This window comes from Pseudomonas sp. AO-1 (genome assembly GCF_019775695.1).
Lineage (GTDB): Bacteria > Pseudomonadota > Gammaproteobacteria > Pseudomonadales > Pseudomonadaceae > Aquipseudomonas > Aquipseudomonas parakoreensis.
This window is the reverse complement of record NZ_CP079947.1, coordinates 4,140,666-4,161,818: the sequence shown is the minus strand read 5'-3', so window position 1 is coordinate 4,161,818 and position 21,153 is coordinate 4,140,666. Positions and strand designations below refer to the sequence as shown.

17 protein-coding genes are annotated in these 21,153 nt (G+C 60.5%); 12 read left to right on the top strand and 5 right to left on the bottom strand.

Going from position 1 to position 21,153, the window contains the following annotated elements:
* The first annotated feature begins 155 nt into the window (after positions 1 to 155).
* From KVQ82_RS19080 to KVQ82_RS19065, 4 genes are all read left to right on the top strand, one after another.
* The gene (locus tag KVQ82_RS19080; protein ID WP_222015200.1) at positions 156 to 638 is read left to right on the top strand and encodes a MarR family winged helix-turn-helix transcriptional regulator; all 483 of its coding nucleotides are present in this window, start codon (positions 156 to 158) and stop codon (positions 636 to 638) included.
* Positions 628 to 2,097 carry an efflux transporter outer membrane subunit gene (locus tag KVQ82_RS19075; protein WP_222015199.1) on the top strand — a complete coding sequence of 490 codons (1,470 nt, stop codon included), beginning with the start codon at positions 628 to 630 and terminating at the stop codon, positions 2,095 to 2,097. Before KVQ82_RS19080 ends, KVQ82_RS19075 begins: the two co-directional genes overlap by 11 nt.
* A gap of 14 nt (positions 2,098 to 2,111) precedes the next feature.
* Positions 2,112 to 3,314, top strand: a complete 1,203-nt coding sequence (locus KVQ82_RS19070) for an HlyD family efflux transporter periplasmic adaptor subunit (RefSeq protein ID WP_108182318.1) — start codon at positions 2,112 to 2,114, stop codon at positions 3,312 to 3,314.
* 236 nt (positions 3,315 to 3,550) lie between these two features.
* On the top strand, positions 3,551 to 5,080 hold the full coding sequence (locus KVQ82_RS19065; protein ID WP_027614637.1) for a DHA2 family efflux MFS transporter permease subunit: 1,530 nt from the start codon (positions 3,551 to 3,553) through the stop codon (positions 5,078 to 5,080).
* Positions 5,081 to 5,205: 125 nt separating this feature from the next.
* Here KVQ82_RS19065 and lpxH read toward each other — a convergent pair whose 3' ends face one another.
* Positions 5,206 to 5,958, bottom strand: coding sequence for a UDP-2,3-diacylglucosamine diphosphatase (gene lpxH, locus KVQ82_RS19060; protein ID WP_222015198.1), 753 nt, complete (start codon positions 5,956 to 5,958; stop codon positions 5,206 to 5,208).
* The gene (locus KVQ82_RS19055) at positions 5,955 to 6,461 is read right to left on the bottom strand and encodes a peptidylprolyl isomerase (protein WP_027614639.1); all 507 of its coding nucleotides are present in this window, start codon (positions 6,459 to 6,461) and stop codon (positions 5,955 to 5,957) included. The genes lpxH and KVQ82_RS19055 overlap by 4 nt, the downstream gene beginning before the upstream one ends.
* 251 nt (positions 6,462 to 6,712) lie before the next feature.
* On the opposite strand from KVQ82_RS19055, the gene KVQ82_RS19050 reads away from it, so the two are divergent.
* Complete coding sequence (locus tag KVQ82_RS19050; protein ID WP_222015197.1) at positions 6,713 to 8,413, top strand: glutamine--tRNA ligase/YqeY domain fusion protein; 1,701 nt, start codon at positions 6,713 to 6,715, stop codon at positions 8,411 to 8,413.
* 22 nt (positions 8,414 to 8,435) lie between these two features.
* Positions 8,436 to 9,818, top strand: a complete 1,383-nt coding sequence (gene cysS, locus KVQ82_RS19045) for a cysteine--tRNA ligase (protein ID WP_041073270.1) — start codon at positions 8,436 to 8,438, stop codon at positions 9,816 to 9,818.
* 196 nt (positions 9,819 to 10,014) lie between these two features.
* On the opposite strand, the gene KVQ82_RS19040 is transcribed toward cysS, so the two are convergent.
* Positions 10,015 to 11,856 (bottom strand): sigma-54-dependent Fis family transcriptional regulator, encoded by a 1,842-nt coding sequence (locus KVQ82_RS19040; protein ID WP_222015196.1) that lies wholly within the window; start codon positions 11,854 to 11,856, stop codon positions 10,015 to 10,017.
* A 331-nt stretch (positions 11,857 to 12,187) separates the two neighbouring features.
* On the opposite strand from KVQ82_RS19040, the gene KVQ82_RS19035 reads away from it, so the two are divergent.
* From KVQ82_RS19035 to KVQ82_RS19010, 6 genes are read left to right on the top strand one after another with little or no spacing between them, the layout of a single operon-like run.
* The gene (locus tag KVQ82_RS19035; RefSeq protein WP_041073274.1) at positions 12,188 to 13,282 is read left to right on the top strand and encodes an ABC transporter ATP-binding protein; all 1,095 of its coding nucleotides are present in this window, start codon (positions 12,188 to 12,190) and stop codon (positions 13,280 to 13,282) included.
* Positions 13,282 to 14,397, top strand: a complete 1,116-nt coding sequence (locus tag KVQ82_RS19030; RefSeq protein WP_041073275.1) for an ABC transporter ATP-binding protein — start codon at positions 13,282 to 13,284, stop codon at positions 14,395 to 14,397. The genes KVQ82_RS19035 and KVQ82_RS19030 overlap by 1 nt, the downstream gene beginning before the upstream one ends.
* Entirely contained in the window at positions 14,394 to 15,260 is an 867-nt protein-coding gene (locus tag KVQ82_RS19025) for a carbohydrate ABC transporter permease (protein ID WP_007961995.1), read from the top strand. Before KVQ82_RS19030 ends, KVQ82_RS19025 begins: the two co-directional genes overlap by 4 nt.
* 10 nt (positions 15,261 to 15,270) lie before the next feature.
* Complete coding sequence (locus KVQ82_RS19020; protein WP_041073277.1) at positions 15,271 to 16,071, top strand: carbohydrate ABC transporter permease; 801 nt, start codon at positions 15,271 to 15,273, stop codon at positions 16,069 to 16,071.
* A 10-nt stretch (positions 16,072 to 16,081) separates the two neighbouring features.
* On the top strand, positions 16,082 to 16,354 hold the full coding sequence (locus tag KVQ82_RS19015; protein ID WP_027614647.1) for a DUF2160 domain-containing protein: 273 nt from the start codon (positions 16,082 to 16,084) through the stop codon (positions 16,352 to 16,354).
* Between the two features lie 47 nt (positions 16,355 to 16,401).
* Positions 16,402 to 18,144: an ABC transporter substrate-binding protein gene (locus KVQ82_RS19010; RefSeq protein ID WP_047291695.1), complete on the top strand. Its 1,743-nt coding sequence runs from the start codon at positions 16,402 to 16,404 to the stop codon at positions 18,142 to 18,144.
* 516 nt (positions 18,145 to 18,660) lie between these two features.
* Here KVQ82_RS19010 and KVQ82_RS19005 read toward each other — a convergent pair.
* Together KVQ82_RS19005 and KVQ82_RS19000 are read right to left on the bottom strand one after the other, a co-directional pair.
* Complete coding sequence (locus tag KVQ82_RS19005) at positions 18,661 to 20,094, bottom strand: heavy metal sensor histidine kinase (RefSeq protein ID WP_222015195.1); 1,434 nt, start codon at positions 20,092 to 20,094, stop codon at positions 18,661 to 18,663.
* A complete protein-coding gene (locus tag KVQ82_RS19000; protein ID WP_095666954.1) occupies positions 20,091 to 20,765 on the bottom strand; it encodes a heavy metal response regulator transcription factor in 675 nt (224 codons plus the stop codon). Before KVQ82_RS19000 ends, KVQ82_RS19005 begins: the two co-directional genes overlap by 4 nt.
* Positions 20,766 to 21,153 lie beyond the last annotated feature (388 nt).

Sequence of the window (21,153 nt, the reverse complement as noted above, 5' to 3'; positions counted from 1 at the left end):
CTGGCTTGCCAGCGATAGCGTCCGCCCGCCAAACACAAAACCCAGCCCACTGGTCAACTAATTACAAAGCAACCTAACTATTGCGTTGACATTCGCTGCCTAGGCAGTAACATCTCGACATACATTCACTGCCTAGGCAGTTATTAGGTGAGCACATGAAGCATTTCACCCCGGACGAATTCAAACATTGCCATCTCGGCCTGTTGCTGGGCCGCGCCGCGTTGCTCAAGGACCGGATCATCGACACCCACATGGAACCCCACGGCATCACCGCTGCGCAGTTCAAGGTGTTGATCATCATGGCCCAGTACGGCGTCGACACCCCGGCCGAGCTGTGCCGGCATCTGTCGCTGGACAGCGGTTCGATGACACGCATGCTCGATCGTCTGGAGCAGAAAGGTTTCCTGGCTCGCCAACGCAGCGAAGGCGATCGCCGTCAGGTGCAGCTCAAGCTCACCGAGCAGGGCCAGCAACTGGCCGATCGCCTGCCCTACATCGGCGCCGATGCGATGAATGAACTGGCCGGCGCCATCTCCCGTGAAGAGCTGAAAACTCTGGAATACATCCTCAAGAAAATCCTGCTGGCAGCCGGTGACCCGATCACGATCCAGCGCTTAGGTGAACATAATGAGCGGTAAAACCTTGCGCACCAGCCTGACCCTGGTGCTGTCGGCGATGATCCTCGCCGGTTGCGCCAACTACAGCGGCCTCGACACTCAGGGCAAAAATCTCGACGCGAAAAGCCTGAAAGTCGGCCAGTCGCTCAACGGCGTGACTCTGTCGCCGGCGGCATGGCCGAAGAGCGACTGGTGGACCAGCCTTGGCGATCCGCAACTCGACGGGCTGATCCGCGAAGCGCTGCACGACAGCCCGGACATGCAGATCGCCGAAGCCCGCGCGCATCAGGCCAGCGCCGCCGCGTATGCCGCCGATGCCGAACGCTATCCGACCCTCGACGCCAGCGCCGGCATCAGCCGTTCGCGCTTGGCCAAGGATCAGGACCCGCGAGGGCAGGGCGATGCCTACGCCACCGTGCGTAACGTCAGCGCCGGTTTCAATTACAACTTCGACCTGTGGGGCGGCCAGCGTGATGCCTGGGAAGCTGCACTCGGTCAGGCTCGCGCTGCCGAAGTCGACCGTCAGGCCGCGCAATTGACCCTCGCCGCCGACGTGGCCCGGGCTTACAGCGATCTGGGTCAGGCGCACATCGTCTACGACCTGGCCAGCGACGACCTCAAGCGCACCAAACAGATGCTTGATCTGAGCCAGCGCCGCTTGAGTGCCGGGATCGACAGCCAGTACCAGTTCCAGCAAACCCAAAGCCTTGAGGCCAGCTCCGAAGCCAGCCTGATCGACGCGGAAAAACGCTTGAACAGCGCGAAGATCGCTTTGGCCGTGCTGCTCGGCAAAGGCCCGGATCGCGGCAACGAAATCGCCCGGCCGAAAGTCCTGCAAGCCAGCGCCGTGGCGGTGCCGTCGGTGCTGCCGGCGGAACTGCTCGGTCGGCGTCCGGATCTGGTCGCTGCGCGCTGGCGCGTAGAAGCGGCGAGCAAAGACATCGACTCGGCGAAAACCCGCTTCTATCCCAACTTGAACCTCACGGCCTCGGCCGGTGCCGAATCCTTGTTGGGTGACGCGATGTTCGGGTCGGCCAGTCGCTTCTTCAGCATCGCCCCGACCATTTCGGTGCCGATCTTCGACGGCGGGCGCCTGCGCGCCAACCTCGATGCGCGTGACGCCGATTACGATCTGGCGGTGGCGCAGTACAACAAAAGCCTGGTGAAAGCCCTCGGTGATGTCAGCGACACGATCAACCAGTTGCGTGACATCGGCCGGCAGATCGGCGCGCAGCAACACGCCACCGAGATTGCTCAGGATTCTTACAACACCGTCGTCCAGCGTTACGGTTCCGGCATCGGCAACTACCTGGACGTGCTCAGCATCGAGCAGCAATTGCTGCAGGCCCAGCGTCAACTGGCCAACCTCAATGCCGAGCAGATCGACCTGTCGATTCAACTGATGCAAGCGCTGGGCGGCGGCTTTCAGGGTGAAACCCTGACCGCAGCCAACGCCACCCCAGCCACGTCGCACAACTAATTCAGGTATTTGTCATGGCCACTGCCGAAAACACCCAAACTCAAGCCAACACGCCCGACACTGGCAATCCGCGCAAGCGCAAATTCATGCTGCTGGTGCTGGCCATCGTGGTCCTGCTCGCCGGTGCCGGCGTCTGGGCGTATCACGAATTCATCGGGCGCTTTAACGAAAGCACCGACGACGCCTACGTCAACGGCAACGTCGTGGAGATCACGCCGCTGGTCACCGGCACCGTGGTCAGCATTGGCGCTGACGATGGTGATCTGGTTCACGAAGGTCAGGTGCTGGTCAACTTCGACCCGAACGACGCCGAAGTCGGCCTGCAAAGTGCCCAGGCGAAACTGGCGCGCACCGTGCGTCAGGTGCGCGGCCTGTACAGCAACGTTGACGGCATGAAAGCCCAGGTCAACGCGCAACAGGCTGAAGTGCAGAAGGCTCAGGACAACTACAACCGGCGGAAAAACCTCGCTGCTGGCGGGGCGATTTCCCAGGAAGAACTGTCCCACGCCCGCGACGACCTGACCTCGGCGCAAAACGCCCTGGCCAACGCCAGGCAACAACTGAAAACTACCAGCGCGCTGGTCGATGACACCGTGGTTTCGTCGCACCCGGACGTGATGTCGGCCGCTGCCGATCTGCGTCAGGCGTACCTGACCAACGCCCGCAGCACCCTGATCGCGCCAGTCACCGGTTACGTCGCCAAGCGCACCGTGCAACTCGGTCAGCGCGTACAGCCGGGCACTGCGCTGATGGCGGTGATTCCGCTGGATCAACTGTGGATCGACGCCAACTTCAAGGAAACCCAATTGCGTGACATGCGCATTGGCCAACCGGTGGACATCGAGTCCGACATCTATGGCAGCAGCGTGAAGTACAGCGGCACCGTCGACAGCCTCGGCGCCGGTACCGGCAGCGCGTTCGCTCTGTTGCCGGCGCAGAACGCCACTGGTAACTGGATCAAGATCGTGCAGCGTGTGCCGGTGCGGATTCACATCAACGCCGAAGAACTGGCCAAGCACCCGCTGCGGGTCGGTCTGTCGACCAACGTTGAAGTGAACCTGCACGACCAGAGCGGCCCGGTGCTGGCCCAGCAACCGCCGCAAAAGGCCTCGTTCAGCACCAACGTCTACGACCGCCAACTGGCTGAAGCCGACGCGATGATTGCGCAACTGATCCACGACAACAGTGCTGCGGTGAGCAAGACCGCGCAACGCTGATACGTTCCCTGTGGGAACAGGTTCTCAAGGTGATGAGATTTACTGTGGTGAGGGGATTTATCCCCGATGGACTGCGCAGCAGGCCCGGCTTTTCTGAATCAAAGGAGGGGCCGCTTCGCGGCCTATCGGGGATAAATCCCCTCGCCACAGTGTTTCCTTGCAACATTGATTTTTCCCCACAAGGGCTGCTGTGTCTGTAACAGACAGGGCGTCAACCTGGTTTCATAGGATTCACAATGAGCAATAACGCCTCTTTCACGCCGCCCAGCCTGTTGCTCAGCACCATCGGCCTGTCGCTGGCGACGTTCATGCAAGTGCTCGACACCACCATTGCCAACGTGGCGCTGCCGACCATCTCCGGCAACCTCGGGGTGAGTTCGGAGCAGGGCACCTGGGTGATCACCTCGTTTGCCGTAAGCAACGCCATCGCGCTGCCGCTGACCGGCTGGCTCAGTCGGCGTTTTGGCGAGGTGAAGCTGTTTTTGTGGGCCACCATTCTGTTCGTGCTGGCCTCGTTTCTCTGCGGTATCTCGACGTCGATGCCGGAACTGATCGGTTTCCGCGTGCTGCAAGGCCTGGTGGCCGGGCCGCTGTATCCGATGACGCAAACCCTGTTGATTGCGGTCTATCCCCCCGCGAGGCGCGGCATGGCTCTGGCATTGCTGGCGATGGTCACGGTGGTCGCGCCGATTGCCGGGCCTATTCTCGGTGGCTGGATCACGGACAGCTACAGCTGGCCATGGATCTTCTTCATCAACGTACCGATCGGCATCTTTGCGGTGATGGTGGTGCGTTCGCAGCTGGCCAAGCGTCCGGTGGAAACCAGTCGGCAGCCGATGGACTACGTCGGTCTGATCACGCTGATCATCGGCGTCGGCGCGTTGCAGGTCATCCTCGACAAGGGCAATGATCTGGACTGGTTCGAATCGAACTTCATCATCATCGGCGCGGCGATTTCGGTGATCGCCCTGGCGGTGTTCGTCATCTGGGAAATGACCGACCAGCACCCGGTGGTCAACCTGCGCCTGTTCGCGCATCGCAACTTCCGCATCGGTACGCTGGTGCTGGTGCTGGGTTACGCCGGGTTCTTCGGCATCAACCTGATCCTGCCGCAGTGGCTGCAAACCCAGATGGGTTACACCGCGACCTGGGCCGGTCTGGCCGTGGCGCCGATCGGTATTCTGCCGGTGCTGCTGTCGCCGTTTGTCGGCAAGTACGCGAACAAGTTCGACCTGCGCCTGCTGGCCGGTCTGGCGTTCCTCGCGATTGGCTTGAGCTGCTTCATGCGCGCCGAGTTCACCAACGAGGTGGACTTCCAGCACATCGCCCTGGTGCAGCTGTTCATGGGGATTGGCGTGGCGCTGTTCTTCATGCCGACCCTGAGCATCCTGATGTCCGACCTGCCACCGAGCCAAATCGCCGACGGTGCCGGTCTGGCGACGTTCCTGCGCACCTTGGGCGGTAGCTTTGCGGCATCGTTGACCACGTGGATCTGGATCCGCCGTGCCGATCAGCATCATGCGTACATGAGCGAAAGCATCAGTACCTTCGAGCCGGCGACCCGCGAGACGTTGAATCATTTAGGTGGCGCGAGCCAATCGGCTTATGCGCAGATGGATCAGATCCTCACCAGCCAGGCGTACATGCTCTCCACCGTGGATTACTTCACGTTGCTGGGCTGGGGGTTCATGGGGCTGATTCTGATTGTGTGGCTGGCGAAGCCGCCGTTTGCCGCAAAAGCAGGGCCGGCCGCCAGCGGTCACTGACCTGCAACGCGATTCAATGTGGGAGCGAGCCTGCTCGCGAATGCAGTGTGTCATTCAGCGCTGAGGCGTCTGATACACCGCTTTCGCGAGCAGGCTCGCTCCCACATTGGTTTTTTGTTTGGTCTTTAGATGGAGGGGGCCGGCAGGGCAGGCGGCGGGGCAAAGTCGAACGGCGCCAGGGCAAACCCGTTCTCATCCACCTGCAGCGCCCAGCCCTGACGATCCCAATCCCCCAGCACAATCCGCTTCGCCGCCTGCTCGCCGAGCTGCAGCTTGTGGATCGCCGGGCGATGGGTATGGCCGTGAATCAGGGTATTCACCCCGTATTGCTGCATGATCCGCGGAATTTCCTCCGGCGTGACATCGACAATGTCGTTGGCCTTCATCCGTGTCTGCGCACGGCTTTCACTGCGCAGCTTGCGCGCCAGTTTGTGGCGGGTGCTCAGCGGCAGGTGGCGCAGGATGAACAGGGTGATCGGGTTGCGCAGGTAGCGCCGCAGCTTCATGTAGGCTTCGTCGCGGGTGCACAGGCTGTCGCCGTGCATCAGCAGCACCGGCTCGCCGTAAAACTGCACGACACTCGGATCCTTCAACAGCGTGCAGCCAGCTTCTTTGCAGAAGGCCTTGCCGAGCAGGAAGTCGCGATTGCCGTGCATCAGAAAGATCGCCGTGCCGCTGTCGCTGAGTTCGCGCAGGGCCTGGCAGATGGAACGCTGGAAGGGCGTCATGGCATCGTCGCCAATCCACGCCTCGAAAAAATCGCCGAGGATGTACAACGCACTCGCCGAGCGGGCGCGTCCGGCGAGCAAATCCAGAAACGCCCGGGTGATGTCCGGGCGCTCCTCTTCCAGATGCAAATCTGAAATCAGCAATATCACGCTTCGATGATCTCGGCTTTCTCGATGATCACGTCGTCTTTCGGCACGTCCTGGTGACCGGCCTTGGAAGTGGTGGCAACGCCTTCGATCTTGTCGACCACGTCGGTACCGGCAACCACTTTACCGAACACGGCATAACCCCAGCCCTGAGCGGTCTTGGCGGTGTGGTTGAGGAAGCTGTTGTTGGTGGCGTTGATGAAGAACTGCGCCGAGGCCGAATGCGGGTCCATGGTGCGGGCCATGGCAACGGTGTATTTCTCGTTCTTCAGACCGTTGTCAGCTTCGTTCTGAATGCTTGGGCTCTTGTCTTTCTTTTCCTGCATGCCAGGTTCGAAACCGCCGCCCTGGATCATGAAGCCCTTGATCACGCGGTGGAACACTACGTTCTCGTAGTGACCTTTCTTGACGTATTCGATGAAGTTGGCAGCGGTGATTGGCGCTTTTTCCGCGTCCAGTTCGATGACGATGTCGCCGTAGTTGGTGGTCAGTTTGACTTGAGTCATGATCGCTACTCTTTATAAGGAATTCGTGGTTCTGGGACATTCAGCCCCGCAACCGGTTCAGCCTGCTTCGGCCAAGGAGCGCAGTTTAGCGTGACAGGCGCGAATTTCGAGGCTGTTTTTCCAAAACCCGTCGATTAAATGCACGCCTTTATAGGCCGCGCTCTGTCAGCCCCTTGACAGCATCGGCTATGATAGCGGCTTTGTTTTGTCTGGCCCCCTTTGTGGCCGCGCACATGTAAGTCAAGGATCCTATGAGCAAGCCCACTGTCGACCCTACCTCGAATGCCAAGTCCGGCCCTGCCGTGCCGGTCAATTTCCTGCGGCCGATCATCCAGGCAGACCTGGACTCGGGCAAGCACACCCAGATCGTCACCCGTTTTCCGCCTGAGCCCAACGGCTACCTGCACATCGGCCACGCCAAGTCGATCTGTGTGAACTTCGGCCTGGCCCAGGAGTTCGGCGGCGTCACGCACCTGCGTTTCGACGACACCAACCCGGCCAAGGAAGACCAGGAATACATCGACGCGATCGAATCCGACGTCAAGTGGCTGGGCTTCGAGTGGTCCGGCGAAGTGCGCTACGCCTCGCAGTATTTCGACCAGTTGCACGACTGGGCGGTGGAGCTGATCAAGGCCGGCAAGGCCTACGTCGACGACCTGACGCCGGAGCAGGCCAAGGAATACCGTGGCAGCCTGACCGAGCCGGGCAAGAACAGCCCGTTCCGCGACCGTTCGGTGGAAGAGAACCTCGACTGGTTTGCGCGCATGCGCGCCGGTGAGTTCCCGGACGGTGCCCGCGTGCTGCGCGCCAAGATCGACATGGCCTCGCCGAACATGAACCTGCGCGACCCGATCATGTACCGCATCCGCCACGCCCATCACCACCAGACCGGTGACAAGTGGTGCATCTACCCGAACTATGACTTCACCCACGGTCAGTCGGACGCCATCGAGGGCATCACCCACTCGATCTGCACCCTGGAATTCGAAAGCCATCGTCCGCTGTACGAGTGGTTCCTGGAGAACCTGCCGGTGCCGGCCAACCCGCGCCAGTACGAGTTCAGCCGCCTGAACCTGAACTACACCATCACCAGCAAGCGCAAGCTCAAGCAACTGGTCGATGAAAAACACGTCAATGGCTGGGACGACCCGCGCATGTCGACGCTGTCGGGCTTCCGTCGCCGTGGCTACACGCCGGCGTCGATCCGCAACTTCTGCGACATGATCGGCACCAACCGTTCCGACGGCGTGGTCGACTTCGGCATGCTCGAGTTCAGCATCCGTCAGGACCTGGACGCGAACGCGCCGCGCGCCATGTGCGTGCTGCGCCCGCTGAAAGTCGTGATCACCAACTACCCGGAAGGTCAGGTCGAGAACCTCGAACTGCCGCGTCATCCGCAGAAAGAAGAACTCGGCGTGCGCCAGCTGCCGTTCGCCCGTGAAATCTACATCGACAGCGATGATTTCATGGAAGAACCGCCAAAGGGCTACAAGCGCCTGGAGCCGAACGGCGAAGTGCGTCTGCGCGGCAGCTACGTTATCCGTGCCGACGAAGCGATCAAGGACGCCGACGGCAACATCGTCGAACTGCGTTGCTCGTACGACCCGGACACCCTCGGCAAGAACCCTGAAGGCCGCAAGGTCAAGGGCGTGATCCACTGGGTGCCGGCCGCTGCCAGCATCGAGTGCGAAGTGCGTCTGTACGATCGCCTGTTCCGTTCTCCGAACCCGGAGAAGGCCGAAGACAGCGCGAGTTTCCTCGACAACATCAACCCTGACTCACTGCAAGTGCTGACCGGTTGTCGTGCTGAGCCATCGCTTGGCAATGCACAGCCGGAAGACCGTTTCCAGTTCGAGCGCGAAGGCTACTTCGTCGCCGACATCAAGGACTCGAAACCAGGTCAGCCGGTATTCAACCGTACCGTGACCCTGCGTGATTCGTGGGGCCAGTGATTTAGCGTCAAGGAAATATAAAGTGCTGACGATCTACAACACGCTCACCAAGAGCAAAGAAGTCTTCAAGCCGCTGGATGGCAACAAGGTGCGCATGTACGTGTGCGGCATGACCGTGTACGACTACTGCCACCTCGGCCACGGCCGCAGCATGGTCGCGTTCGATCTGGTGACCCGCTGGTTGCGGTTCAGCGGTTACGACCTGACCTACGTGCGCAACATCACCGACATCGACGACAAGATCATCAATCGTGCCCGCGAGAACGGTGAGTCGTTCGAAGCGCTGACCGAACGCATGATCGCCGCGATGCACGAAGACGAAGCGCGCCTGAACATCAAGAAGCCGGACATGGAGCCGCGCGCCACGGATCACATTCCGGGCATGCACGCGATGATCCAGACCCTGATCGACAAGGGCTTCGCCTACGCCCCGGGCAATGGCGACGTGTACTACCGCGTCGCCAAGTTCATGGGCTACGGCAAGCTGTCGCGCAAGAAGATCGAAGACCTGCGCATCGGTGCACGCATCGAAGTCGACGAGTCGAAAGAAGACCCGCTGGACTTCGTGCTGTGGAAGGCCGCCAAGCCGGGCGAGCCGAGCTGGGAGTCGCCGTGGGGTGCCGGGCGTCCGGGCTGGCACATCGAGTGCTCGGTGATGTCCACCTGCTGCCTGGGTGAAACGTTCGACATTCATGGCGGCGGCAGCGACCTGGAGTTCCCGCACCATGAAAACGAAATCGCCCAAAGCGAAGCGGCCACCGGCAAGACCTACGCCAACGCGTGGATGCACTGCGGCATGATCCGCATCAATGGCGAGAAGATGTCCAAGTCCTTGAACAACTTCTTCACCATTCGCGACGTGCTCGACAAGTACCACCCGGAAGTCGTGCGTTACCTGCTGGTGTCGAGCCACTACCGCAGCGCGATCAACTACTCGGAAGACAACCTCAAGGACGCCAAGGGCGCACTCGAGCGTTTCTACCATGCGTTGAAAGGCCTGCCGAGCGTTGCTCCGGCTGGCGGCGAAGCCTTCGTCGAGCGTTTCACCACGGTGATGAACGATGACTTCGGTACGCCGGAAGCCTGCGCGGTGCTGTTCGAGATGGTGCGTGAGATCAACCGTCTGCGCGAGAACGATCTCGACGCAGCGGCCGGTCTGGCGGCACGTCTGAAAGAACTGGCGAGCGTGCTGGGCGTGTTGCAGCTGGAGGCCGATGACTTCCTGCAAGCGGGCGCCGAAGGGCGTGTCGATGCGGCTGAAGTCGATGCGCTGATTGCTGCGCGTCTGGCGGCACGGGCCGGCAAGGACTGGGCCGAATCCGACCGCATCCGCGACCAGCTCACCGCCATGGGCGTGGTGCTGGAAGACGGCAAGGGCGGCACGACCTGGCGTCTGGCTGACTGATTGCCTGATCCGCGTTAAAACAAAACCCGCCTTGTGCGGGTTTTGTTTTTTGGGCTTTGGGTCTTGTGGTTACAGGGCTGACGCCATCGCTGGCAAGCCAGCTCCCACAAGTTTTTTGTTGTTCACGAGTGTTGCGTACAACCCGGAACACTGTGGGAGCTGGCTTGCCAGCGATGGGGTCCGCCCAGGCAACCAGTCATTCGGCCTGCCGCAAACGCTTGTAGAGCGTATTTCGGCTCACCCCAAGCCTGCGCGCCAGATGCGAAATATTGCCCCCGGCGGCTTTCAACTCCCGGTTCAACGCCTCGGCATCGCTCAGGTCGATGCCCAACGGCTCGGCCACCCCCACCGGCTCCATCTCCAGATCGACAAAAAAATCATCCGGCAGATGCTCCGGCCGTACCGGTTGTTCCTCGGCCATGGCCAGCGCCACCTGCATCACGCTGCTGACCTGACGCAGATTGCCCGGCCACGGATGTCGGCTGAACAACTCCAGCACTTCGCGGCTGAGCCCGGCCCATTGTGTCGGTTCACGATGCTGCTCCCACAGGCGTTTGAACAGCGCCTCTTTATCACTGCGCTCTCTGAGCGGCGGCAGTTCCAGCGTCAAACCGCCAATTCGGTAGTACAAGTCCTCGCGAAACCGGCCCAGTTGCACTTGTTCGCGCAAAGAGCGGTTGGTCGCCGAGATGATCCGCAGATCCACCGGGAACAATTCGCTGCTGCCCACCGGCTGCACGCAACGCTCCTGCAACACCCGCAACAACCGCGCCTGAGTCGGCAACGGCATGTCGCCGATTTCGTCGAGGAAGAGGGTGCCTTTGTCAGCCTTGCGGATCAGGCCGATGCTGCCTTTCTGGTTGGCGCCGGTGAATGCGCCTTTTTCGTAGCCGAACAGTTCCGATTCCACCAGTTCGGCGGGGATCGCCGCGCAGTTGACGGCGATGAATGCCTGTTTGCTGCGTGAGCTGGCTTGGTGCAGCGCTTTGACGAAGACTTCCTTGCCGACCCCGGTTTCGCCGTGGATCAACAGTGGAATGTCTTTCTCCAGCAGGCGTTCGGCCTGGCGCACGGCTTTTTCTACGCGGCTGTCACCAAAATGCAGAGAGTTGAGGCTGATCACGCCCGGCGCTTTGATCGGCGCCGTTTTCGGTTCGGCAAATACCCGAGGCTGAACAGGCGCCTGTTGCGGTCGCTTCAACAGGCACTGGAAACGGTTGCGCCCCGAGGTCTGCAAGGCAAACGGCAAGCCGTCGGGCTGATTCATCAGTTCCAGCAGCGACACGTTGAACAGGCTCTCGACACTGACCCGCGACAGGCGCACGCCGAGCAGATTGTCCGCGCGGCGATTAGCCGACAGCACCTGCCCGCTCTCATCGAAAATCAACAAACCGGCCCACTGACTGTCGAGGTTGTTCAACCCGGTGTTGAAGGTCAGTTGAAAGTGCTGACCGTGGAACAGGTTGAGGATCAGCCGGTTCTCCACGGTCTGGCTCATCATCTTGACCATGCCCAAGGTGTGCGAGGGCGGCAGGTAGCTGTCGCTGGACACGTCGAGCACGGCGATGACCTTGCGCTCGGCATCGAAAATCGGCGCGGCAGAACCGGTCATGAAGCGGTTGGCTTTCAGAAAGTGTTCATCGTGCTCGATGTGCACCGCTTGCTCGCAGGCCAGCGCGGTGCCGATGGCATTGGTGCCGCTGCAGCGTTCCATCCAGCTCGCTCCGGCGCGAAAACCCCGGGCCAGGTTCGGCTCGATAAAGCGCTGGGTGCCCCACGAGGTCAGCACCTGACCCTGGTGGTCGGCGAGCATGATCAGGCAATTGGAGTTGCTGAGGATGTTCTCGTAATACGGCAGCACTTCCTGATGGGTGGTTTGCACCAGCGCGTGGTGACGGTCGAGCAACTGCGCGATGCCGGCGGCGGGCAATTGATCGAAGGCCGGGGCGCTCTGGTGGTCAAGGCCGAAGGCGCGGCAACGTTGCCAGGAGGTCTGGATGATCGCGTCGTGGGACAGCGGCGGAGCAGGTGCGGCCATGGTGGTGGGCCTCTGATGCAGCATTCTTATTATTTTTATGCGATCCCTGTAGGAGCTGCCGAAGGCTGCGATCTTTTGACTTTGACTTTAAAAAACAAGATCAAAAGATCGCAGCCTTCGGCAGCTCCTACAGGAAGGTGAGCAGCCCGTAGAGTGTTGTTCACTATTGTTCATTGTCAATCGCCCGACTGTTCAAATGTGTTCAGCAATGAACGCCCGTTCCCCACGTTTTCGACACTTTTCACGACAAATCAACCACTTGCCATTTCTGGCACGAATGTCGCTCTGCTGCACAGGTCGCTTGACTCCAAATAATAAAAAAGGCCGAGCCATGTCACTCACCCTGGAGCACGTCAGCCGCACCGTCGAGGGCCAGACCTGGATCGACGATGCCTGCCTGACCTTCGAACCCGGATCCTTCAACGTTCTGCTCGGCCGCACGCTGTCCGGCAAGACCAGCCTGATGCGTTTGATGGCCGGCCTGGACAAGCCCGACAGCGGCCGCGTCCTGATGAACGGCGTCGACGTCACCCAGCGCCCGGTGCGCCTGCGCAACGTGTCGATGGTCTATCAGCAGTTCATCAATTACCCGACCATGACCGTGTTCGAGAACATCGCCTCGCCGCTGCGTCAGGCCGGTGTCGCCAAGGACATCATCCACAGCAAGGTGCAGGAAACCGCACGGATGCTGCGCATCGAGAAGTTCCTGCAGCGCCATCCGCTGGAGCTGTCCGGCGGTCAGCAGCAGCGCACGGCGATGGCCCGGGCGCTGGTCAAGGATGCCGAACTGATCCTGTTCGACGAGCCGCTGGTCAACCTCGACTACAAGCTGCGCGAAGAACTGCGCCAAGAGATGCGCGAGCTGTTCAAAGCCCGCCACACCATCGCGATCTACGCCACCACCGAGCCCAACGAAGCGTTGGCCTTGGGCGGCACCACGACCATCCTTCACGAAGGCCGGGTGATCCAGAGCGGCCCGTCGACTTCGGTGTATCACCAGCCGCAAACCGTGCTGGCAGCGGAGTTGTTCTCCGAACCGCCGATCAACCTGATGCCCGGGCGCATTGCCGGCAACGAAGTCAGCTTTGCCAACTTCGTGCACTTCCCGTTGAACGTCGATCTACGGCCGGTGGGCGAGGGCGAGTTCCGCTTCGGCGTGCGCCCCAGCCACATTTCGCTGGTGCCGAGCAACGATGACGATCTGGAACTGGCGGTCACCGTCGAGGTGGCCGAGATCAGCGGTTCGGAAACCTTCCTGCACGTGCGCAACGAACATTTCCTGCTGGTGCTGCACCTGCCCGGCGTTCACGAATACGACGTCGATGCGCCGATCCGCATCTACATCCCGACCCACAAACTGTTCGTGTTCGATGCGCAGGGCCGTCTGGTGCAGGCACCGGGCCGGCGTGTCGCGAGGGTTGCCTGATGGCCGAAATTCGTTTGCAGCACCTCGCCCACAGCTACAGCAAGCAGCCGAGCGGGCCTGACGATTACGCGATCCGCGAAATGGACCATATTTGGGAGCAGGGCGGCGCCTATGCCTTGCTCGGCCCTTCGGGTTGCGGCAAGTCGACGTTGCTCAACATCATTTCCGGCCTGCTCAGCCCCTCGCAGGGGCATGTGCTGTTCGATGGCAAAGCGGTCAATGACCTGACCCCGGAGAAGCGCAACATCGCCCAAGTGTTCCAGTTTCCGGTGGTCTACGACACCATGACCGTGTTCGATAACCTGGCCTTTCCCCTGAGAAATCAGGGCATGGCCGAGGCGAAAGTGCACAGCAAAGTGCAGGAAATCGCCGAAGTCCTCGACCTGCAAAACCTGCTGAGCAAGAAGGCCCGCAACCTCACCGCTGACGAAAAGCAAAAAGTCTCCATGGGCCGTGGCCTGGTGCGTGACGACGTCTCGGCAATCCTCTTCGACGAACCGCTGACGGTGATCGACCCGCACCTGAAGTGGAAGCTGCGACGCAAGCTCAAGCAGATCCACGAGCAGTTCAACATCACCATGGTCTACGTCACCCACGATCAGCTCGAAGCTTCGACCTTCGCCGACAAGATCGCGGTGATGTACGGCGGCCAGATCGTGCAGTTCGGCACCCCGCGGGAATTGTTCGAGCGGCCGAGCCACACCTTTGTCGGCTACTTCATCGGCAGCCCGGGGATGAACCTGATCGAGGTGCAGCCGCAGCCGGGCGGGGTCGGTTTCGCTTCGACGCACCTGCCACTGTCCGACGCCTTGCAGCGGCATATCGAACACGGCCAGTGGAAAAATCTGAAGGTCGGCATCCGCCCCGAGTTCATCCATGTCTGGGATGAACCGTTTGACGAAGCGATGCAGGCGCGGGTGGTCCACGTCGAAGACCTGGGCACCTACAAGATCCTCACCCTCGACCTCGACGGCGCGCCGTTGAAGGTGCGTCTGGCCGAAGACAAACCGGTGCCGCAGGGTACCGCGTACATCAGTTTTCCGGCGCAGTGGCTGATGGTATATGCCGACGAGTTTCTTCTTGAAGACACCGACTCTACCGAGGTGCAGCCATGAACAAGGTGCAGAACAACAAGGCCTGGTGGCTGGTGTTGCCGGTGTTTCTGCTGGTGGCGTTCAGTGCGGTGATCCCGATGATGACCGTGGTCAACTATTCGGTGCAGGACATTTTCGACCAGTCCAGCCGCTACTTCGTCGGTGCCGACTGGTACAAGCAGGTGCTGCTCGACCCGCGTCTGCATGACTCGTTGCTGCGCCAGTTCATCTACTCGGCCTGCGTGCTGTTGATTGAAATTCCGCTGGGTATCGCCGTCGCCCTGACCATGCCGACCAAGGGGCGCTGGTCGTCAGTGGTGCTGATCATCCTGGCGATTCCGCTGCTGATCCCGTGGAACGTGGTCGGCACCATCTGGCAGATCTTCGGCCGCGCCGACATCGGTCTGCTCGGGTCGAGCCTGAATGCGCTGGGCATCAGCTACAACTACGCGGCCAACACCATGGACGCCTGGGTCACGGTGCTGGTGATGGACGTCTGGCACTGGACTTCGCTGGTGGCGCTGCTGTGTTTCTCCGGGTTGCGGGCGATTCCTGACGTGTATTACCAGGCGGCGCGCATCGACCGCGCCTCGGCCTGGGCAGTGTTCAGGCACATCCAGTTGCCCAAGCTGAAAAGCGTGCTGCTGATCGCGGTGATGCTGCGCTTCATGGACAGTTTCATGATTTACACCGAGCCGTTCGTGCTCACCGGCGGCGGGCCGGGTAATGCCACGACCTTCCTCAGTCAGACCTTGACGCAGATGGCGGTCGGCCAATTCGATCTGGGCCCGGCAGCGGCGTTTTCGCTGGTGTATTTCCTGATCATCCTGCTGGTCTCGTGGCTGTTCTACACCGCCATGACCCATTCCGACGCCAATCGCTGAGGGCCCGGCCATGCACAAAAGAAAGCTGATTCCGTTGCTGGTGTACATCCTGTTCCTGCTGGTGCCGATCTACTGGCTGCTGAACATGTCGTTCAAGAGCAACACCGAAATCCTCGGCGGGTTGACCCTGTTTCCGCAGGATTTCACCTGGCACAACTACAAGGTGATTTTCACCGACCCGAGCTGGTACACCGGTTATCTCAATTCGCTGTATTACGTCAGCCTCAACACGGTGATCTCGCTGAGTGTGGCGTTGCCGGCGGCGTACGCGTTTTCTCGCTATCGCTTCCTCGGTGACAAGCACCTGTTCTTCTGGCTGCTGACCAACCGCATGGCGCCGCCGGCGGTGTTTCTGTTGCCGTTCTTTCAGTTGTATTCGTCGATCGGGCTGTTCGATACGCACATCGCCGTGGCACTCGCGCACTGCCTGTTCAACGTGCCGCTGGCGGTTTGGATTCTTGAGGGGTTCATGTCCGGGGTGCCCAAGGAAATCGACGAAACCGCGTACATCGACGGCTACAGCTTCCCCAAGTTCTTCGTGAAGATTTTCATCCCGCTGATCGGCTCCGGGATCGGCGTCACGGCGTTCTTCTGCTTCATGTTTTCCTGGGTCGAACTGCTGCTGGCGCGCACGCTGACCTCGGTGAATGCCAAGCCGATTGCCGCGGTGATGACCCGCACCGTGTCGGCCTCGGGCATCGACTGGGGCGTGCTGGCCGCGGCGGGGGTGCTGACCATCCTGCCGGGCATGCTGGTGATCTGGTTTGTTCGCAACCACGTGGCCAAGGGCTTTGCCCTCGGTCGGGTCTGAGGAACGCATGATGGAATGGATGAGCTGGACCACCCCCACGGCGGGGTTCTTTATTGCCATCGGCCTGTTGCTGGTGGGCATGACCACCTGGGAACTGCGCTCGCCGAGCATCCTGCGACGCGGTTTTCTGCCGATTGCCACCACCCGTGGCGATCGCTTGTTCATCGGTCTTCTCGGCAGCGCCTACCTGCATCTGCTGGTAATCGGCGTCACCGACTGGAGCATCTGGGTGGCGTCCGCGCTGTCTCTGGTGTGGCTGTTGGTTGTGATGCGCTGGGGCTAGTCGAGTCGCTCGGCAATCGTGCTCCGAAACTCTAACTGGAGGTCTCTATGTTCGATAAAAACAATAAGCTGCGACATAGCATTTCATTGGCAGCCATGCTCGCACTCAGCGGTTTGAGCGCTTCGGCCTGGGCCGATGCCTACGAAGACGCTGCGAAAAAATGGATTGGCAGCGAGTTCAAGCCGTCGACCCTGACGGCGGATCAGCAGCTCGAAGAATTGAAGTGGTTCATCAAGGCCGCCGAGCCGTTTCGCGGCATGGAAATCAAAGTGGTTTCCGAGACCCTGACCACCCACGAATACGAGTCCAAGGTGCTGGCTAAGGCGTTCAGCGAAATCACCGGGATCAAACTCACCCACGACCTGCTGCAAGAAGGCGACGTGGTGGAAAAAATGCAGACGGTGATGCAGTCGGACAAGAACATCTACGACGGTTGGGTCAACGACTCGGATTTGATCGGTACGCACTTTCGCTACGGCAAGACCGAGTCGATCACTGACCTGATGGCCAACGAAGGCAAGAACTTCACTTCGCCGACCCTCGACATCAAGGATTTCATCGGCATCTCGTTTACCACCGCGCCGGACGGCAAGATTTATCAGTTGCCCGATCAGCAGTTCGCCAACCTGTACTGGTTCCGCGCCGACTGGTTCGAACGCGCCGACCTGAAAGCCAAGTTCAAGGAAAAGTACGGCTACGAACTCGGCGTGCCGGTGAACTGGTCGGCCTATGAAGACATCGCCAAATTCTTCAGCGAAGACGTCAAGGAAATCGACGGCAAACGCGTCTACGGGCACATGGACTACGGCAAGAAAGACCCGTCGCTGGGCTGGCGCTTCACCGATGCCTGGTTCTCCATGGCCGGTGGCGGCGACAAGGGCTTGCCCAACGGTCTGCCGGTGGACGAGTGGGGGATTCGCGTCGAGGACTGCCATCCGGTCGGATCCAGCGTGACCCGTGGCGGCGACACCAACGGCCCGGCGGCGGTGTTCGCCACGCAGAAATACGTCGACTGGCTCAAGGCATACGCGCCACCGGAAGCGGCGGGCATGACCTTCTCCGAGTCCGGCCCGGTGCCGTCGCAGGGCAACATCGCCCAGCAGATTTTCTGGTACACCGCGTTCACCGCCGACATGACCAAGCCGGGCCTGCCGGTGGTCAACGCCGACGGCACGCCGAAATGGCGCATGGCACCGTCGCCGCGCGGGCCGTATTGGGAAGAGGGCATGAAGCTCGGCTATCAGGACGTGGGTTCGTGGACGTTCATGAAATCCACGCCTGAGAAACAGAAACTCGCGGCGTGGCTGTACGCGCAGTTCGTCACCTCGAAAACCGTGTCGCTGAAGAAAACCATCGTCGGCCTGACACCGATTCGCGAGTCGGATATCAACTCGCAGGCGATGACCGATCTGGCGCCGAAACTCGGTGGCCTGGTCGAGTTCTACCGCAGCCCGGCCCGCGTGCAATGGACCCCGACCGGGACCAACGTGCCTGACTATCCGCGTCTGGCGCAATTGTGGTGGAGCCACATCGCCGAAGCGGCCAGCGGCGAGAAGACTCCGCAGCAGGCGCTGGATGGCCTGGCCAAGGATCAGGACGCGATCATGACGCGTCTGGAACGCTCCAAAGCGCAAGCCACGTGCGCCCCGAAAATGAACCCGGAACGCGACGCGCAATACTGGTTCGACCAACCGGGCGCACCGAAACCGAAACTGGCCAACGAGAAGCCGAAGGGCGAGACCGTGAGCTACAACGAACTGCTGAAATCGTGGGCGGATGCGCGTAAGTGATGGTTGATGTGTGAAAGCAAACGGCACCGTAAGGTGCCGTTTTTTTTGCTGCCTGATCTACCGCCATCGCTTGCAGGCAAGCTCCCACAGGTTTCAGTGGTGTCCACAACCCCCCAAAACACCCCGACACTCTGTAGGAGCTGCCGCAGGCTGCGATCTTTTGCTCCTGATCTTCAAAGGCCAAGGCAAAAGATCGCAGCCTGCGGCAGCTCCTACAGGACATCGGTCAATGCCAGCTTCATGCTTGAATTTCTTCAAAGGTATCAAGCGTGGCGTCAGGCCCGGGTACACCGCGATTCACTGTGGGAGCTGGCTTGCCAGCGATAGCGGTGTGTCAAAAAAATAAGGATGTGACTGACCCGCCGTCATCGCTGGCAAGCCAGCTCCCACAAGTTTGCGTGTCGTCCAAAAAACTCAAAAACACCCCGATCCCTGCGGCAGCTCCTACAGGACACCGGTCAATGCCAGCTTCATGCTTGGTATCGAGCATGGCGTCAGGCCCGGGTACATCGCAGATCACTGTGGGAGCTTGCCTGCAAGCGATGGGGCCTTGGGTGCCGCCGCAGGAAAACCGAGGCGGAATACGGTCATGACGCCGGGCAAGCTTTTCACCTCCGCCACCCCCTGATGCAGGCTCATGATCGAGCGCACGATCGCCAGGCCCAGCCCGGTGCTGCCCTGTGAGCGCGAGCGGGCGCTGTCGACGCGGTAGAAGCGGTCGAACAGGTGCGGCAGGTGTTGCGCCTCGATGCCGGTGCCGGGATTGCTGACCAGCAGTGAAGCCTGCGTCGCGCCTTGCTCGATCAGCAAGGTGATGGTTTTGCCGTGCGGGCAATGACGCAGCGCATTGGACAGCAGATTGGAAATCGCCCGCTGAATCATCAGTCGATCGCCCAACACCGAGGCGCTGCCGACAACATTCAAGTGAATCTGCTTGTCCTGCGCCGCCAGCGAAAACATCTCCGCAACCTTCGCCGCTTCCGCCTCCAGCGCCACCGCTTCAAACGGCGCCAGCGCCGACGGGTGACTGACCTGCGCCAGAAACAGCATGTCCGAGACAATCCGCGCCACGCGTTCCAGCTCCTCGGTACACGACACCAGCACGTCCTTGTACTCCTCGGTCGTACGCTCGCGGGACAGCGTCACCTGGGCCTTGCCCATCAGGTTGTTGATCGGCGTGCGCAGCTCATGCGCCAGGTCATCGGAGAACTGCGACAACTGCTGCACTCCGGCATCGAGGCGGTGCAGCATGAAGTTGATGCCCTGCGCCAGTTCGCTCAGCTCCTGCGGCATGTTCACCACCGACAGCCGATGGTCCAGATCCTGCGTCGAAACCATCGCCGCCACTTTGCGAAACTCGCGCAGCGGCGCCAGTCCGCGCTGCACCGCGCCCCACGCCGTCAGGCCGATGAACACCAGCAACAGCGGCAAGGCAATCAGCGTCGAGCGCAGATAGCCGCTGAGCAGCGCCTGATCATGTGCGTTGTCCATCGACAGCAGCACCGGCACGCTGCTGCCGTCCTTGAGCCGAATCAGCTTCGACGCGGTAAGGAACTTTGCGCCCTCGTCATCGATGCTTTCGCTATAGGCCAATTGTTCGGTGGTGGTTCGCACTGCGCGCAATTCGGCGCGTGGATCCTTGAGTCCCGAGCCGGATTTGAGCAGCGGCGTACGCAGGTTCGAACGGTCATAAATCGTCAGTGTCAGGTTGTCATGGCCCATGACCTGATCGAGCAGAATGTGCGGCTTGCCGCTGACTTCATTGGCGTCGACGTACAGCGACAGGCTGTGCTCCACCTGCGCCATCTTCTTTTGCAGGCTGTCGCGCGACAGCGCATTCAGCTCATGAGTCAGGGCGAAATAGGCAAGGATCGCCAGAAACACCACCAACAGCGCGCCGAGAATACTCACCGTCAAACCGAGGCGCATCGACAGGCTGGCCGGCTTCATTCCCGCGCCTCCAGCACGTAGCCGACACCGCGCAGGGTGTGGATCAGCTTGTTGGCGAACGGGTCGTCGATCTTCGCCCGCAAACGGCGGATCGACACTTCGACCACGTTGGTGTCGCAGTCGAAATTCATGTCCCACACCAGCGAGATGATTTGCGTACGGGTCAGCACCTCGCCGGACTGGCGCATCAACAAGTGCAGCAGGGCGAATTCCTTGGTGGTCAGGTCGATGCGCTGCGCGCCGCGAAATGCCCGATGGCGGCCCGGGTCGAGCTCCAGATCGGCGACTTTCAACACCTGCGGCACTGGTATGTTTTCGCTGCGGCGCATCAGGGTGCGCACCCGCGCCAGCAGTTCGGGAAACTCGAACGGCTTGACCAGATAGTCGTCGGCGCCCAGGTCCAGACCGCGAATCTTGTCCGCCAGCCGCCCGCGCGCGGTGAGCATCATCACCCGTGTGGAGTGGGTACGGCGCAGTTGTTCCAGGACGCCCCAGCCGTCCAGTTCCGGCAAGTTCACGTCGAGAATGATCAGGTCGTACGTCTGCTGTTGCGCCAGATGCAAGCCATCGGCACCGGTGGCGGCGTGGTCAACGATATAACCACTTTCGGTCAAACCCTGATGCAAGTATTCGGCAGCTTTAAGCTCGTCCTCGACGACAAGGATTCGCATGATCTTTCACCACTTTCATTTAATGGATGTTTAATTAAGGCGGTCGGGAAAGTTGTTGTTTTTGTAGGGCCTTGCGCACGTTTCAATAACTTGATGCCAGGCACGGTAAAGGCTGAAGTGGCTACAGGGTCAACGAGCGGAGCCTTTAAAACGGCGTTGCGCGACACCCTGTCGCAGTTAAAAAAGCAAATTTCCGCGACTTCGATTTCGGCAAGTGCTGTTTGGCAGATAACCCGTGCGTATGTGTTTCGATGTATTACGACAACGCCGTTTGCACTTCGCATCCTAGAGCAAAACAACTTTCGCTAACCGTTGATAACGGATTTGTAATGTTCCAGTCACCTTGACGATAAGTTCAAAACCCTACCGTGGCGGCATCAAAGATTCT